The organism is Pseudomonadota bacterium (genome assembly GCA_016711215.1).
Taxonomy (GTDB): Bacteria; Myxococcota_A; Polyangia.
The window spans coordinates 74,416-90,920 of sequence record JADJTL010000003.1 but is presented as its reverse complement, the minus strand read 5'-3'; the positions used below and the strand labels follow the sequence as shown (position 1 = coordinate 90,920).

General features: G+C 70.7%; 11 protein-coding genes and 1 pseudogene. 7 read left to right on the top strand and 5 right to left on the bottom strand.

Annotated elements, in window-relative coordinates; all coding sequences use genetic code 11:
- Positions 1–299: 299 nt before the first annotated feature.
- The gene (locus IPL40_09375; GenBank protein ID MBK8481368.1) at positions 300–3,044 is read left to right on the top strand and encodes a serine/threonine protein kinase; all 2,745 of its coding nucleotides are present in this window, start codon (positions 300–302) and stop codon (positions 3,042–3,044) included.
- Between the two features lie 34 nt (positions 3,045–3,078).
- On the opposite strand, the gene IPL40_09370 is transcribed toward IPL40_09375, so the two are convergent.
- Together IPL40_09370 and IPL40_09365 are read right to left on the bottom strand one after the other, a co-directional pair.
- On the bottom strand, positions 3,079–4,179 hold the full coding sequence (locus IPL40_09370) for a hypothetical protein (GenBank protein MBK8481367.1): 1,101 nt from the start codon (positions 4,177–4,179) through the stop codon (positions 3,079–3,081).
- A 9-nt stretch (positions 4,180–4,188) separates the two neighbouring features.
- Positions 4,189–4,884: a hypothetical protein gene (locus IPL40_09365; protein MBK8481366.1), complete on the bottom strand. Its 696-nt coding sequence runs from the start codon at positions 4,882–4,884 to the stop codon at positions 4,189–4,191.
- A gap of 172 nt (positions 4,885–5,056) precedes the next feature.
- Between IPL40_09365 and IPL40_09360 the strand changes: the two genes are divergently transcribed.
- The 6 genes and pseudogenes from IPL40_09360 (at position 5,057) to IPL40_09335 (ending at position 11,782) form a co-directional block, all read left to right on the top strand.
- Positions 5,057–5,323: a hypothetical protein gene (locus tag IPL40_09360; GenBank protein ID MBK8481365.1), complete on the top strand. Its 267-nt coding sequence runs from the start codon at positions 5,057–5,059 to the stop codon at positions 5,321–5,323.
- Between the two features lie 9 nt (positions 5,324–5,332).
- A complete protein-coding gene (locus IPL40_09355; protein ID MBK8481364.1) occupies positions 5,333–5,887 on the top strand; it encodes a prepilin peptidase in 555 nt (184 codons plus the stop codon).
- 166 nt (positions 5,888–6,053) lie between these two features.
- Entirely contained in the window at positions 6,054–7,508 is a 1,455-nt protein-coding gene (locus IPL40_09350) for a pilus assembly protein N-terminal domain-containing protein (protein MBK8481363.1), read from the top strand.
- Between the two features lie 26 nt (positions 7,509–7,534).
- Positions 7,535–7,816: pseudogene (locus IPL40_09345) on the top strand (FHA domain-containing protein).
- Positions 7,805–9,595 (top strand): Flp pilus assembly complex ATPase component TadA, encoded by a 1,791-nt coding sequence (gene tadA, locus IPL40_09340; GenBank protein ID MBK8481362.1) that lies wholly within the window; start codon positions 7,805–7,807, stop codon positions 9,593–9,595. The pseudogene IPL40_09345 and the gene tadA overlap by 12 nt, the downstream one beginning before the upstream one ends.
- A 36-nt stretch (positions 9,596–9,631) precedes the next feature.
- Positions 9,632–11,782, top strand: a complete 2,151-nt coding sequence (locus IPL40_09335) for an FHA domain-containing protein (protein ID MBK8481361.1) — start codon at positions 9,632–9,634, stop codon at positions 11,780–11,782.
- On the opposite strand, the gene IPL40_09330 is transcribed toward IPL40_09335, so the two are convergent.
- From IPL40_09330 to IPL40_09320, 3 genes are all read right to left on the bottom strand, one after another.
- Positions 11,769–13,688, bottom strand: coding sequence for a ThiF family adenylyltransferase (locus IPL40_09330; protein MBK8481360.1), 1,920 nt, complete (start codon positions 13,686–13,688; stop codon positions 11,769–11,771). The genes IPL40_09335 and IPL40_09330 overlap by 14 nt on opposite strands.
- A 159-nt stretch (positions 13,689–13,847) precedes the next feature.
- Positions 13,848–15,437 (bottom strand): hypothetical protein, encoded by a 1,590-nt coding sequence (locus IPL40_09325; GenBank protein MBK8481359.1) that lies wholly within the window; start codon positions 15,435–15,437, stop codon positions 13,848–13,850.
- Entirely contained in the window at positions 15,434–16,360 is a 927-nt protein-coding gene (locus IPL40_09320; GenBank protein ID MBK8481358.1) for a hypothetical protein, read from the bottom strand. Before IPL40_09320 ends, IPL40_09325 begins: the two co-directional genes overlap by 4 nt.
- Positions 16,361–16,505 lie beyond the last annotated feature (145 nt).

Sequence of the window (16,505 nt, the reverse complement as noted above, 5' to 3'; positions counted from 1 at the left end):
TCTGCGTCGTCGCCCGGCGAACTCTGGGGCGGCTGCGAGATCACTCAGACCTCGCCGTCCCTGGCGCTGCGCGAAGGCGAGGGAAGTCTGCATCGACTGCGTTTCTGGAACAAGCCTGGTGAGCAGCCGGCGAGGCTCGCGGGGTGTTTGACCGCCCCCGGCGACTGCTATATTAGTGGCCGGGACCATTGGGACCTCTGTCGGCAGTCGGTGGCGCGCGGGCGCCGAGCCCCTGCTGTTGCGATGAGCGGCGCCGAACTGCCGGCCTGCGGCGGGATCCGGGGCGCGAGGGTTGTGGCGTGAATCTGCCGGCCTCCTTCGGAAAATATGTACTGCTCGAGCGGATCAACGTCGGCGGAATGGCCGAGGTCTTTCGCGCGAGAACGACCGACGATGCCGGCTTTGAGCGTCTCGTCGCGGTCAAGAAGATCCTCGAGGACCTCGGTCGCGATCGCCACTTCATCGACATGTTCATCGATGAGGCGAAGATCGCGGTCCAGCTCAACCACGCGAACATCGCCCAGATCTTCGACCTCGGTCAGGTCGACGGCGCCTACTTCATCGCGATGGAGTACGTGCAGGGCAAGGACCTGCGCGCGATCTTCGAGCGTTGTCGAGCGCAGGCCGATCCGATGCCGATCCGTCAGGCCTGCTTCGTCGTGATGAAGGTCTGTGAGGGGCTCGACTACGCGCACAGCAAGCGTGACGCCACGGGGCGACCGCTCAACCTCGTGCATCGCGATGTCAGCCCGCCAAACTTGATCTTGTCCTATGAGGGCGAGGTCAAGCTGATCGATTTCGGGATCGTCAAGGCGGCGAGCAATGTCTCGAAAACGCAGGCGGGTGCGCTCAAGGGCAAGGTCGGCTACATGTCGCCGGAGCAGGTGCGGGGCCTGCCGGTGGATGCGCGTTCGGACGTCTTCTCGGTTGGCATCATCCTCTATGAGCTGCTGACGGGGCAGACGCTCTTCGAAGGCGTCGACGACTTCGCCCTGCTCGAACAGGTGCGTCGCGCGGAGGTGCCGCGTCCCAGCACGGTCAACCGCAAGATCAGCGACGAGCTGGAGCAGATCGTGCTCCAGGCGCTGGCGCGCGATCCGGACGACCGCTATCAGCACGCGGTTGAGCTCCATGATGACCTGCAGGCGTACCTTTATGCTTCTGGGGCGTTCTACTCGCGCAAGGATCTCGCGGCCTGGATGAAGCGCGTCTTCGCGCGCGAGATGGAGGACGAGCAGCGCAAGCTGAAGGGCTATGAGGAGCTGGAGTTGGCACCGGCGCGGGCCGCGCTGCCAGCGCCGCGGCCTCACGTCCGCGCGACGGGCCCAGCGCGACCGGGCCCGCCGACGGCTCCGCTGCGGGCGACGGGCCGTGATGGTCCGGGTGACCTCGATCGCGCCGCAGGCTCGCCCGCTGAAGCAGCGCCTGTCGAGGTAGGCGCGATCACCCACGCCGCGACCTCCGTCGACGCGCTCCCGGCCGCGCCCTCGCCGCCGCCACCGTTGGTAGAGCCGGCGGCGGTGATCGCGGCCGAGGAGAAGGCTGCGGACGCGGCTGGGGTCGCGCCCGCGGCGGAGCCCCCGACCGCACAGATCGCCTGGGTGCCGGCCTGGCGTCGTGCGCTGCCCTTGCTCGTGGCGAGCGGTGCGGTGGGGGTCGCCGTGATCGCGGCCCTGCTCTATGTGCTGCTCGTTCGCGATCGGCGAGCGGGTAGCCTGCAGCTGACCACGACGCCCGCAGACGTCGAGGTCTTCGTCGACGGTCAGCCGCATCGTGGGCGCCGACAGCCCTTGAGGATCGACGGCCTGAGCCGCGGGACCCACGGCCTTTCGGTGCGGCGGGCCGAATACGTCAACTGGAGCGGCGAGGTCGAGGTGCGACCTGGCGAGGTCACGCAGGTCAGCGTCCAGCTGAGCGTGGCGGCGTCGGGCGGTGTGGAGCTACGTACCGAGCCCGTGGGCGCCGAGGTGCAGCTCGACGGCGTGCGGCTCGAGGGCCGAACCCCGATGCGGGTCCGTCGCCTCGAGCCGGGCGTTCATCGGATCGTGGTCAGCAAGCCACCGGAGTTCAGTGCGGTGACGCGCGAGGTGCGTGTCGTTGCCGGCGCGGTGGAGCAGGTTTCCCTGGTCCTGGCCAACAAGCGCGTGCGGTTGCGGGTCGTCAGCGATCCGCCAGGCGCTGCCTACCTCCTCGAGGGCGACGGGTCGAAGTCCCTGGGCCGTACGCCGGCGGAGACGGTGCTCCAGCTCGGGCGCGCCTACTCCGTGTCTGTGCGGCGCGCTGGTTACGCTCTCTGGTCGGCGCCGGTCGTCTTCTCTGGCGCGCGTGAGGTGACGGTCGAGGCGCGGCTGAAGCTACTGACTGGCACGCCTCAGCCGGCGCGCGGCCGCGCTTCGAGGGGCGGCCCCGGGGGGGCGAAGCCTGGAGCTGAGCCGCGGGTGAAGCCGACGCCGAAGCCGACGCCCAAACCCGCGGCGAGCGCCAAGCCGACGCCGAAGCCGGCGCCCAAACCCGCGGCGAGCGCCAAGCCGACGCCGAAGCCGGCGCCCAAACCCGCGGCGAGCGCCAAGCCGACGCCGAAGCCGGCGCCCAAACCCGCGGCGAGCGCCAAGCCGACGCCGAAGCCGGCGCCCAAACCCGCGGCGAGCGCCAAGCCGACGCCGAAGCCGGTAGCCAACCCCAAGGTGGAGGCGAAGCCCAAGGCTGGAGCGGGTAGTAAGGCAGCAGCGCGGGCGGACGCGAAGCAGGGTCGCGTGGTGCCCAGGGTTGCGGTTGTCAGGAGCAGCGCGTCGGTGCCTGCGCAGAAGGCGCGAGCGACCGGGAACGCGCAGGCGACTGGGCACCTGCTGGTCAACTCGGTTCCGTGGACGAAGATCGTGGTCGACGGGCGCGACACGGGATTGACCACACCCCAGCGCGCGCTCGAGCTCGCAGTTGGGACGCATAAGATCAAATTGCGCAGCGACCAGCTGAGCCTCGAGCAGACGTTCACCGTCGTGATCCGCGCCGGCGAGGTCACGCGACTGGTCAAGACGCTGCGCTAGCGCGCCTTCGGGGCGTTTGCGGTGTGCGGCGCCGTCAGGGCGCGGATCCCGACGTCCCACGGCGCTGCGGCCGGGCACGCGACTCAGCTGCGGCGGTCTGAGCCCGCTGCTGCGGCGCAGCGCGGGCGGCGCGTTGAAACCACGCCTCGATCACGCCCTGCGCTGGCTTGCCGCGGGGTGTGTAGCCTCTGTCGTTTGGACCTCCGTCGCCGTACCAGTCCCAGACGAACACGCCGGCGAGCTCGGGCACGTTGGACCAGGCGCCGACGAAGGCGCTGAACGCTCGTCGTTGCTCCTCGATGTCCACCACTGCGGGTTGGGTATAGTCCCAGGGGAAGCGCGCGCCGCCGTCGATGCTGGGATAGCCGACTTCGGTAAATACGATGCGCCGTCGCTCGCGCCGCGCCCAGGCCACGAGGTCATCGCGCAGGCGCCCCCAGCTCGCCAGCAGCTCTTGCTCGCTGGCGTCGCGACGCGGGGTGAGCTGATGATAGGCGGTGAGGCCGACCATATCGACCAGGTCCCAATGGCCGACAGGCGCGTAGTGATCCCAGTTCGCCGAGTAGAGCAGGGCACCGCGGAAGACCTGGCGCACCTCCGCGATCAGCTCGGCCCAGCGTCCCCGTTGGCCCTCCGTGCTGACGAGCTCCGAGCCGACGCAGTAGACGTCGGCTTGGCCGCGCGCCGAGAGCCGCGCATAGTGCAGGATGAAGCGCCGATACGAGAGCCACCAGCGCCGCCAATCGTCGGGTCGCAGCGTCCCGCGCCACTCCAGCGGTTTGCGCCGCTCGACCTCGACGATCGGGAAGACCATCAGCTCGAGGCCGAGCGCTCGCGCCTGGGCCATCAACCAGCGCAGCTCGGCGTCGCTGGGGGTCCGGCCTGGCCGCGGCGCGAGCCTGTTCTGCCGCACGTCGCGCATCGACCAGACGACGGTCAGCGAGACGTGGCTCGCGCCGAGCGCTTTGATTTCGCCCAGTCGCCGCCGCAGGACCGCGCGGCTCGCGTTGCCCGTGTGGCCGAGCGCGACGCCGCGGAGGAAGGACGGGCGCGGCGGCTCGGCTCTGGCGCCACCGGGGCCGAGCGCGCCGAGCGTCAGCACGCCGAGCACCAGCAGTGGCGCGGTGCGCGACATCGCCTCGGCTCAGGGGCGCCGCTGCCGCGGCCCAGGTCGCGCGCCCGTGCGAGGGGCTCGGGCGCGGGGCGCGCGCCTGACGCGCTGCGGCGCCGCGGGTCTCAGGCTGTCGGCGAAGTCGGCGACGGCGCGCTGAATCGCCTGATCGAGGGCGTCCCGCCGCAGTGCGACCCGCTCCGGTTCGGGCAGCCGCCCGGTCGTGGCCGTCGCGACGCCGACCTCGGCCTCGGCCCCCGTGGTCATGCTGAGCTGCTGCCGCGGGAGCTGCGTTACGGTGATCGAGACGGCGATCTTGGCAAAGGCGACGTGGCGCGGCCTTCCATTTGGCCCGGCGCCGAGGCGTTCCTGACAGGCGGTGACCTGGAGCATCAGTCCTTGGGTGGGTGTTCGGGGCCTCACCGGCGCGGATCGCCGGCGCGCCCGTCGCGGCGGGGCCGGGCGTGCGCTGGTGGCGTCGTCGACCGCGGGTGGCACCGGCGCGGCCGACAACAGTTGCACCGCGCCATGCTTGCCGAGCTCGCGAGCGAGCGCGTCACCCGCCGCTCGGCCAAGGTCGCAGCGCGTGCTGTCATCGACCCGGAGGATCGTCACGGGAGTCGGTGGGGGCGGCGCCGCCTTCGCGGCGCTCGGGCTCGGTGCTGCGCTGAGGCCGACGATGGTGCTCATCAAGATCCAGCGGCGGCGAGTGAGCGGCGCGAGCGACATCGCGGCATCTTAGCCGCAGCCCCACAGCCAGGGAACGCGATTGTGAACGGCTCGAGGGCTGGCGTCGCGGCGGCTTCGGCTGAGGCGGCGCCCCATCGGCTCGTTGACCGATGTTCGGGAGCCTCAGCGATCGGCCATACTGGACCCAGGCGTTACGGGAGGAGGCTGGAGCATGCGCAGGTTTCTGGATCGAATCCGCCGCTGCGACAATGGGCAGGGCATGACTGAATACATCATCATTGTCGCACTCATTGCGATCTTCGCGATCGGGACCATCACGCTCTTCGGTGACAACATCAAGGCACTCTTCGCTGCAGCCTCCGACGTGCTCTCGGGTGAGCAGAGCGTCACCGTTCAGACCCAGAAGTCCTCGGCCAAACACACCCAGACTGGCACACTCAAGGATTTCACTAAGAACATCGCGGGCAAAGGGAAGTAGCGCGCGGCCGTGCTGCTCGTCGCCGACATCGCCTGCTTGGTGCTCTGCCTCATCGCGGTCGCCACGGACCTGAAAAGCTATCGTATTCCCAACGGCTTGACCCTGGGCGGGTTGGCGCTGGGGCTGGCCTTCAATGCGAGCGCCGGGGCGCTCCAGCTCGGCGGTCCAGCGGGTGCCCTCCAGGGGCTGGCGGCTGCGCTTGCGGGCGCGCTGCTGCTGGGTTTTGTCTTCGGCGCGCTGGGTGCACTCGGCCTCCTCGGAATGGGCGACGTCAAGCTCCTTGCCGCCGTGGGTGCCTGGTTGCGCTGGCCACTGGCGCTTCAGACGCTGGTCTATGTGGCGCTGGCGGGCGGCCTGGTGGGGTTGGTCTGGGCCCTGACGCTCGGGCGTCTGCGCGCGGTGCTCGGCAACCTCAGGACGCTGACGGGTCGTTTGCTGGCCAGGCACCCGGTGGCAGCCGCCGAAGCGACCGTGCTGCACCGCATCCCCTACGCGGTCGCGGTCTTCGTGGGCACGGCGTATGCGGTGGCGACGCGCTACTGGCCGGCGATGCGCCTGATTTGACGGGTCGCAAGGAGCATGGCGCGCCGCGGGGCCGGGCTCCACGGATTCTCCGCCACGCCGGCGGGGTGGCGCGCTGCGCTCCCCGCCTCGCGCGGAGGGCGAAGCTGGATGCATGCGGCGGCTTGACCTGCGCGCTGCACCTCGGTACCTTTTCTTCTGGTTTTTGATGGCGAAACGCAATCTCCTGCGCTGCCTGCTGCTTCTGCTCGCCCTCGCGCCGAGTGGCGGTGGTCTGGCGTTCGGCGCACCGGCCGCGCGCGTCGTACGCCTCAACGTCGGTCAGTCGACGACCATCAAGGTCTCCGGGACGATCACGAAGGTGCACGTCCTCAATCCGGAGATCGCCGACGTCGCGACCTACTCGCGGGAGAGCGTCACGGTCGTCGGCATCGACGGCGGCACCACCGAGCTGCTGGTGACCACGGCGCGCGAGACCTCGAAGTTCAGCGTGACGGTCACCCGCGTCGAGGTCGGGCGCCTGTTCAAGCAGATTCGGGAGTTTCTCGGCACGGGTATCGAGGGCATCTACCCGCGGCTGGTCGGCGAGACGGTGGTGCTGAGCGGCGCGGCGCTGACCCCTGACGACTACGGGCGAGCACAACGCGCGGTGCAGCTCTTCGGCGACAAGGTGCTTAATCTTGTTCAGTTTCGACCCTCCGCGATCGAGCAGGTGAACCAGATCCTGCGACGCAGCGGGTTGACGGACGTGCGGGCCCGCCTCGTGGGGGGGACGCTCTTTCTGGAGGGTGCCGTGGGATCGGCAGCCGAAATGGAGAAGCTGAAGTCGATCCTGCGCGCCTATGGCCTCAACGCCGAGAACCTGGTTCGCGTCGGCGGCGACAAGCAGATCCTCGTCGACGTGCAATTCGTCGAGATGCGGCGGCGGTCGGTCGAGGAGCTCGGTGTCGAGTGGCCCTCCCGGCTCGCGATCGGCTCGGATAGCGCGGGTGGCGCGATCGGTACGATTCAGGGCACCGTGCCGATCAAGCCCGGCGGCGCCGCCGATGTGTCGCTGAACTTCTCCGCGCCGCTGCCGCCCCTCTCGGTCGCGCTCAATATGCTGGTCAACTCCGGGCGAGCGCGCCTCTTGGCGCAACCCAAGCTGGTCTGTGGCTCCGGCGAGTCGGCCGAGTTCCTCGTCGGCGGAGAGATCCCGATCGTGATGCAGACGGTCGGTGCCTTCAGTGTTTCCTTCAAGGACTTCGGGATCCGCCTCAATGTCACCCCGACCTCGGACAGCCTGGGAAACATTCAGCTTGCACTCCACGCCGAGGTGAGCGCGCCCGACCAGGCGTTGCGCGTGGCGAATGTGCCGGGATTCCGCACGCGGCGCTTCAAGACCGCCGTCACCGTGCGCACGGGTTCGTCGATAGTCCTGAGCGGCTTGTTCAGCAGTGAGCAGCAAAAGGCCATCAGCAAGGTGCCGCTGCTCGGACACATCCCGATCCTCGGCGAGCTCTTCAAGTCACGCGGCTTCGCCGAAGAGAAGACGACCTTGGTCGTCTTCGTCACGCCAAAGGTCGTTTCTCCCGATCAGCCGTGGGTCGTCAACACGATCCGCGATATTCAGCAGCTCTACGGCGAGTATGAGGACGAGGTGGGGTGGCAGCTCCTCGATTGAGCTGACCGCCACCGCGCGGAGCATCTATGTTTACTGTCGTGATCACCGAAAAGGGCGGCGAGCAGCGTCGCCTGGCGTTCGACAAGGACGAGATCAACATCGGGCGGGTCCAGGGCAATGACATCATCTTGCCCAAGGGGAACGTCTCCAAGCGTCACTCGCGGATCGTCTACAAGGACGGGAAGTTCATCATCGTTGACCTGCGGAGCACCAACGGCACCTATGTCAATGGCCGCAAGATCAGCAGCCCGCAGGTGATCAAGAGCCACGACAAGGTCTACATCGGCGACTTCATCATGTACCTGGAGGACGGCAGCGATTCGGCGCTGAGCGCGTCGGATCCCGCGATCGCCGCCGATGGCGGGCGTCGTTCACCGCCGCCGCCGCCGCCCAAGCGCCAGCCGCGCGCGACGGCGGCAGAGATCGGAGCGCCGACGGCCGCTGAGCACGAGGCGGTGCGTTCGTTCGCGTCGGCGGCCGCGGACGCCTCGCAGGAGTTTCCGGGCGAGCCCTCGCTCGACTTAGCGCAGGAGGCGTCGCACGCCGCGCCCCCCGCGTCTTCGCCGGCGCACCAGCTACCGCCACCCTTCTACGGCGCGCAGGGCAGCGCCCCAGCGCTGCAGGATGCGCATGGCGCACCGGCGCCCGCGTCGTCGATGCTGGAACCAGTCGCCACGCCGCCGCCCTGGGCTGCCCCGCATGCGGCCGAGCGCGGGTCGCAGCCCGTGCCGCGGATGGCCGAGGTCCGCCCGCGAGAGGTGGCCGCTCCCGAGCGTGCAGCGCGTCCCGTGCCGGCGGCCGGCGATCCACGGCGGGCGAAGATCTTCGAGCTGCAGCAGGAGATTCACGAGCGCCTGATCAGTCATCTCGACCTGCGGCGGATGGAGCTCGAGGAGCTGGCCAGCGAGGAGTTGTGGGCCAAGACCGAGCGCGCGATCGCCGATGTCGTCGAGGCGCTGGACAACCAGGGGCAGATCCCGAGCTTCGTCGACCAGGATGCGTTGATCAAGGATGTGCTGAACGAGGCCTTGGGCCTGGGCCCACTCGAGGATCTGCTGGCCGACGCGACTGTCGACGAGATCATGGTCAATCGCGCCGATCAGGTCTTCGTCGAGCGTAGCGGGCGGCTGACGCTGACGGAGTGCGGGTTCTCGAACGACAAGGCGGTGCTCGCCGTGATCGAGCGCATCATCGCCCCCTTGGGGCGCCGGATCGACGAGTCGTCGCCGCTGGTCGATGCTCGCCTCAAGGACGGTAGCCGCGTCAACGCGATCATCCCGCCGCTCTCGCTCAAGGGGCCGACGCTGACGATTCGCAAGTTCCGGCGCGATGTGCTCGGGGCCGAAGACCTGGTGCGGACGGAGACGCTGACGCCGCAGATGATCGACTTCCTCGGCACCTGCGTCGGCGCGCGCAAGAACATCGTGATCAGCGGCGGAACGGGCTCGGGCAAGACGACTACGCTGAACGTGGTCAGCAACGCGATCCCCGAGAGCGAGCGCATCCTGACGATCGAGGATGCGGCGGAGCTTCAGCTCAAGCACGAGCATTGGATTCAGCTCGAGAGCCGGCCGCAGAACATCGAGGGTCGCGGGGCGATCACGATTCGCGATCTCGTGCGCAATTCGCTGCGCATGCGACCCGATCGCATCATCGTCGGCGAGTGTCGCGGCGGCGAGGCGCTCGACATGCTGCAGGCGATGAACACCGGTCACGACGGCTCACTGACGACGGCGCACTCCAATGGACCGCGCGACACCCTCTCGCGCCTGGAGACGATGGTGCTGATGGCCGGCATGGATCTGCCGATTCGCGCCATCCGCGAGCAGATCGCGGCGGCGATCGATTTGATCGTTCATCAGTCGCGCTTCCCTGACGGTACGCGCAAGATCACGCACATCACCGAGGTTTGCGGCATGGAAGGTGACGTGATCACGCTGCAGGACATCTTCGTCTTCAAGCAGGAGGGCTTCGATGCGCGCGGCCGGGTACTTGGTCGCTTCGTGCCCTCTGGCTTCGTTCCGCGCTTCTACGAGGAGCTGCAGCGCCGTGGCGTACAGCTCGACATGGGTGTCTTTCAGGCCTAGCGCCACGCGTCGGCGCAGCGCCACCTTGGTTTGATCGTGCCGAGCATCGCGGCGACGGACAGCAGCGGTCAGCGGGTGGGCACGCTCGAGGTCGTCCACGGCGAGCGCCTGATCGGGCGCGCCGCGGAGTGCGCGCTGGTGTTGCCCGGCCAGGGCGTCTCGCGTGTCCACGCCTCCGTCTACCTCAGCGGCGCGACGGTCGTCGTACGCGACGAGGGCGCCGCCAACGGCGTGCGGGTCGATGGCCGGCGGATCACGGAGCCGACTGCGCTCAGTGGCGCGAGCGTCGTCGGCATCTCTTCCTATCAGCTCCGCTTGGTACCTGAGGAGCGCGAGCCGGGCCCGGCCGCGTCGCGCGGATCGGGCCCGCGCGGGGGACGCGCCGCGCGCGCCGCGCCGGCTGCGCCTCGCGCGCTACCGAATCCGGCGCCCGCGGACGAGGAGGATGCGGGCCCCGAGGATAGCCCTGCTGGCGGCTGGGAACTCGAGACCGTGCTCGAGGGCTCCGCGGCGGCTGCGCGCGCACGCGCGCCGGTGGCGGCGGCTGCGTCGCCCGCGCCGCTGGCGCTGGTCGGTCGCGGTGGCCCCTACGACGGCATGCGCCTTGCGCTCGACAAGCGCGTGCTGACCGTCGGGCGCTACGCCGGGAGCGACCTGGCGCTCGAGCACCCGTCGATCAGTCGCCGCCACGCTCAGCTCCGACCGGGCGTCGCTGGCGAGCAGCTCGAGATCCTGGACCTGCGCAGCGCCAACGGTACCTTCGTCGGCGGTCAGCGAGTCAAGCGGGCGACGGCGCTGGTCGGCAGCGTGCTGCGTTTCGGTGAGCTCTCCTTTCGGCTCGTCGCCGCCGGTCGCGATGCCGAGCGAGGGACGACGCGGCGCCGGAGCTCGTGGCGCCTGGGCGCGAGCGGCGCCGCCGCGCTCGCCGTCGTCGTCGCCGCGCTGGTAGCGGGCTACGCGGTTCGCGCGCGGCATGCGTCGCCCGTGGTCGAGACCCCCGAGGATCGTCTGCGCGCGCAGGCGCAAACAACGCGACAGGTCTTCGAGGAGGCGCGTTTGCGCTTGGCGGCCCAGGATTGGGATGGCGCGCTGGCGCGGCTCGACCGCGTGCTCGAGCGCGATCCGCTCAACGCCGAGGCGAAGCGACTGCGCGAGCACGCCGCCGAGGAGCGCGAGCACGGCCGGAGCTACGAGGCAGCGCTGCGGCTGATCGCACGCGGCGGGCGTGAGGCCTTGCTCGCAGCGAAGACGGCGCTGCGTCGTGTGCCTGCGCAGTCGCCCTACGCGCGCGAGGCACGTGCCCAGACGCGGGCGATCGATGAGCGCCTGGCCGCTGACTATCGCGACGAGGGCCTGGCGCGGTGCCGTCAGGGCGCCGACCGTGAGTGCTACGAGCTGCTCTGCCGCGCCTGGCTGGCGGTGCCGGTCGATGCGCTGATCGTCGGCGAATCGGGGCTGCGCCGGCGAATGAACGAGCTCGAGCGGCGCCATGGCGCGGCGAAGGACTTCGTGCGCTGCCCCGCGCCCCGCTATGTCAAGGCCCAGACCCAGGAGTTCAACGAGGCCGAGGTCGCCGCCGCGCTGGCCGGCCGCTACGCTGACGCAGGGCTGCGTGCGGCGCTGCTGGCCTACGTCAAGGGCGGGGTCGACCAAGCGTTCGGCGAGCTGGCGCGCGCGCGGCGCGCCGCCGAGAGGGCGGGCGCCACGACCAGCCCCTTCACCGACGCCCAACGCCGCCTGCTATTGATCCGCGCGCGCCACAGCGCGGGCTTCGCCGCCCTGCGCCAGCGCGACGCGGAGGCTGCAGACGCCGCGTGGAGCGAGCTGCTCGCGACCGATCGTGAGCTGCTGCCCGAAGCGGTCTCGAGCCTCTACCGTCGCGAGGTCACCCAGGCCCTCGGCGGCTTGTATCGCGCCCTCGGCGAGGAGGAGTGGGCGGTCGGGCGCTACGCGGCCGCGCTCGAGCTCTGGCAGCGCGGCAAGCGCGTCGATCCGACGAACGCCGAGCTGCTCAGTGGGCTGTTGCAGATCGAGCAGCTCGCCGAGCAGGCGCTGCGCGAAGGCCAGGCGTTGAAGGCGACCGGGAAGCCGTCCGAGGCGCGCGCCAAGCTGCTCCGCGCGAAGGAGCTCTGCGGCGCCGCGAAGAGCCTCTGCGATCAGGCGCAGGCGTTGCTCAAGGAGCGCTAGCGGCCGCGCCGCCGCCAGTTCGCGGCGCCCGCGCCGACCTCGCCTCGGAGGGCGTCACGAGGCGGCGCGGCGTTTGGCCCCTGTTGGGGCCCCTGTTGGGGCAATGGACCGCTAGCGCGGCCCTGATCACGACGGCGAGCAGGGCACGGCGCCAAAGCGACGCGTTGCCGCGAATCGGATAGGCGCGGCTCTTGCCCGAGTGAAAGGGATCGACCTGCGTCAAGGTCGAGGGCGTGGGCAGGCCAAGGAGGTGCGCCAGGGTCTGGTGACTCGTCAACGCGGCCGTGAGCACACAGGCGCTGGCTAGCGAGGGCGCGCGGCCCTTCGCGAGGTCGACCTGGGGCTTGATCGTCGGCGTGCGCATGTAGTGAAGATGCGTGCCGAGGCCGCCCGCTACGACAAGCATGTGGCGAGCCAGCATTTCGGTTGCGTTCATGTGAGCAGGATCGCTGCCCGTCAGCGCGCTCCAGAGGCCATCGCGCGGCAGGAAGAGGCCCCCGGCGCTCCCGCGGCCGAAGGGCCCGCGGTCGAGGAAGGGCAGCCCGGCGCGGCCCGCCGCGTCGCAGAGTGCCTGGCGCGCCGGCTCGGCAAAGATATCGACGGCAGGAATGACAGCGTCGAGACCCGCCAGCAGCGCATCGGCGTCGTCGGCCCCGAGCATCTGCTTGCGCGCCTCCACGGTGGGCGCTCCGGCCCCGAGGGCGGCGAGCAGCGAGGCGAGCACCTCGACCTTGGCCTGACCGATGGTCCTGAGCTCGGCGCCGAGCTGGCGTTGGATGTTGGGCCAATCATAGCTATCGCCGTCGACGAGTCGCAGACGATAGGCCACCTGGGGAGCGAGCTGGGCGGTGGTGCGGGCGAGGATCCACGCGACCCAGCCGCCGACCGCGCCAGCGCCGAAGATGCCGATGCCCTTGTCGGCGAGGCGCGACCAGGCCTCGGCCGGAGCCTGCGTGAGCGTGCCGCTCTTCATCCAAAGTGTCGGGGCCAACGTGGCGCCCGTGTGGAAGCTGCCCGTGGAGGGATCGAGAAAGGTCAGCTGCGGTGCAGGCGGCAGGCCGGGGAGCCCGAGCACGCGCGCCATCGTCGCATCGGTCAGCAGCGCGGCCGCCATGCCGATCGCGGAAAACGCCGAGGGTCGGAGGGCGGCCTCGGCGATCGTCGCTCGCGCTCTCGGGGTGGCGAGGAGCTGCGCGCGGGCGGCCGGCTGGGCTCCGGCTGCCGTGCGCGCGACCTGCGACGCGTGATCCTCGCCCTCGCTTAGCCCCATCACCTCGCTGTGGGTCGGCCCGCCCGGCTCGAAGCGCGCGAGGCGCGCGCCGTCGCCCAGCGTCAGCGCCTGGATCACGGGCACATGCCTGAGCCGCGCCGCATGGTGTAAGGCCCAGCGACTATCTGGCGCAGCGTTGGGCAGCACATCGAGGACCAGCGCGGCGCCCCGCGCGAGCTCGGCGAGTTCGCGTGGGCCAGCGCCCTCCGTGACCTCGAGCTGCAGCGAGGGGTTGAGCTGCCGCAGGTAGGCAACGAGCGCCTCGATCGATCCGCGCGCCGGGGCGGTCTGCCCAAGCTCGCGCTCAACCTCGGTCTGGCCGAGTTCGCTCAAGCGCAGCGCGCCCACCCCAAGGCGGGTGAGGAGCTCGGCGCTGAGCCAGCCGAGCTCCGTCGTGGCCCCCGCCACCGCCAGCGTGCTGTCCTGGAGCACGCGATCTTGGCTCGCCGTGAAGCGGAGGTTGCGCTGGAAGATCGCCCGACGGTAGCGCGCCACCAACGCGGCGTCGGCGTCGGCTCCCTGCGACTGAAGCCGAAGCAGCTCCTCAGCCGTGAAGCCGCGCGGGGCATCCGACGCGGGCTGCGCGCGCGCCGGAGTGCTCGGCAGGAGCAGCAGTCCCAGCATCAGCGCGGCCACGAGGCAGCCGCTCGCTTGCGCGCTGGCGCCAAAGGCTGGGCGGCGGCCGGGCCGCTTGGTGAGGGTGCCGCGCCTCGCGGAGCAGCGCCGCGGCGCACGCTCGACCCTGGAGGGGCAAGAGCCGGCGCGCGTTCGGTGGTGCGGGTCGATGGGGCGCTCCTAACGTCCGGGACGGAGCGGCATGCTGGCGACCGCCAGCAGCGGATCGCCCTGCCGGTCGCGGCCACTGAGCTGCGCGAGCAGGCGCCGCGCGCGCGGGTCGGCGCTGAGCGCGCTAACCTGCTGCGCGGAGAGGTCGTCGACCAGCGCGCCGCTCTGGCGCTGATCGCGGTCCAGGGTTCGTTCGGTCAGCAGGCGTCGGTTGCCCTCCAGGTCCTCGACCCACCAGCTCAGCTGGCCGCGACCAAGCGCGGGTCCGAGGTGACGGACGGCCACCCCGCCCGAGGTCAGCGGCTCGAGCGCGAGCGCGCCGCGCAGCAAATGGGCCAGCAGCCCGAGCGTGTAGCGCAGCACGCGTTGCAGCGTGTCGCGGGCGGTCGCGGCGTGACAGCGATCGTCGAGCCAGAACTGCAGTCGATCGTGAGCATCGACGCGATAGGCGAGCTGCGCGCCCTCGGGACCCCGGGCGTAGCACACCCGCGCACGCGCGCAGCCAAGGTCGATCGGCGCCAGCGCCGGCGCCGCGTAACGCAGGTCGCGCGAAAGCGCTCGATGGACGGTCGCGGCGCTGGCGTGTAAACCGATCGGCAGCGATCGAGGCAGCGTGCCGGGCGAGAAGAAGCGCGCGTGGGTCAGGTCCGCCAGGCCTTGCCAGTCTGCCGCGCTGAAGAACGCGCGGAGGTTTGGGCGGGTGATCGTCGGCTGGCGGGCGGCGCGGTCGGCCTGCGCTTGCAATCCAACGCGCCCATAGCGGCGTGCGACGAAGCGCTCAAAGGCCGAGCCGCGGTCGAAGACGCTTCCGCCGAGCCGGTCGAGCATGCCCGGGGCGAAGTCGTTGCGCACGTGCGCCGGTGAGCCCATGTCCTGCAGGAGGTGCAGGACGCCTCCCAGCGCGAGCAGCGCGAGCACCAGATGCTGTTCGCGCGCCGGCCTAGCGCGTGCGCGCGTCGCGCCCTCGAGGTGGAAGAAGAGCGCATCGACCGAGAAGCGGTTGTCTGCGGCCCGCAGCCAGGCCGGCGCCGCCATGCCGCTCAGGTCGAAGCCGACGCCGGCAAGCAGCGCGCGAAGCTGCTCGCCGCCCTCGATCGTCGCCAGCGTTGCCGCGGCGGCACTCGTGCCCCATTGCCCTTGGTCGAGCCCACGCTGCGTCACCGGGTCGAGAAAGTGATGGCGCTCGAGCTGCGCCGGAAGCCCCGCCAGCACGCTGCCCGCGGTGATCCAGCCGAGCGCGGTTTGCACGCCATCGTCGCCCGGACGGTAGCCTTCGGCGGCGTCGAGGCGGGATAGATCAACGCGCAGACGCTGCAGCTCGCCAGCCGAAGCGGCCAGCGCGACCGGGCCGAGGCCCAGTGACGCAAAGAGCCCCTGCGGCTGGCCGAGCGTCCGGAGAAGCTGATGGACCCCGCTCCGCAGCACCGCCTCGCCGGTCAGCCCAGCGTGCGTCGTCGGCCCGTCAAAGGCCGCGGCGGGACCCATCAGCGCGAGCAGCAGCAAGGGGGCGAGGGCGCGGGCCAAAGCATGCCGTGCCGCCAGCGCGTTCCCGCGCGCGCGGCCCTGGGGCCGCGGGGCGAGGGTGGTGCGGGTGGTCATGGCTCCACCGCCGGCGTCGCGTCGGAGGCTGCCGGCGGCGTCGCGTCCCAGCGCGGCAGCCGCGAGAGGCGCGCAGCCGCGCGGCGGGCCAAGCTCACGGCCTGCGCCTCGCTTCGGCATTGCGCGCGGCCGCAGGTCAAGAGCACGAGCGCCGCGTGTTCGGCGTCGAGAAAGGCGACGCCGCGAATGTCCTCCTGGGCGACCACCAGGGCGCGGTCGGCCAACCCTGAGAGGGGGCGACTCCCTGGCAACTCCTCGCGCAGGCCCTCGAGCTTAGCCACCAAATCCTCTGGCGATCGACGCCAGAGGCGCAGCGCGACGTCGTGGCGCTCACCCTGACCTTCGGCCTGCAGGTGCAGCGTGTCGGTGGCGTCGCCGGCCTCCGCCAAGCGTTGCCGCGTGAAGGCGCCGTGGTAGCCGGTCACGGCCTGCACGTCCTCGGTCGCCAGCAACAGCTCGGCCCAGGCAGGCGCGGCCGCCTCGGGCGCGGCCTCCGTCCCGGTTGCGGCGACCTCGTCTGAGCGGGTCGTCGCGCTGAGGGCGGGTTGATCGAGCTCCATCGCGGCGCGGCTCCGCTCGCGCGGGGTGGCTCCGCGGATCCCTGCGTCGCCCCCCAAGAAGAGCAGGTGACGGGCGTGTGAAAGCTCGCTGCCAAAGTGCGAGAGTCGCACCACGTTGCCACGTTGAGCGAAATCGCGGCGGTGCAGCCGTGGCGCGAAGGCGAAGTCCGAGCGGTAGGCCACATAGTTGGGGTGGTAGATCAGCAGTGTGGTCCGCGCCAGGCGGGTGCTCAGGCCACCTGGGAGGTCCTTGAGCTCAGGGATGCGGTAGACGCCATCGAGGTCGGTTTCGCCCTTGAACGCCCGGTTAGCCTCGGGTGCCACCGCGCCGAGGCCGCGCACAAAACTCCAGCTGCAAAGCACCCTCGCGCGCTCGATCGGGCGGCCGGTCTCCGCATCGACGACGCGGCCCTGGAAAGGGCCGAGCGGCCGACCCCGCTGGGCGGCATCGGGACGCGAGCGGAAGGCCGCGGCTCCGACGATGGGGCCGCAGGCGCCAAAGCAGAGC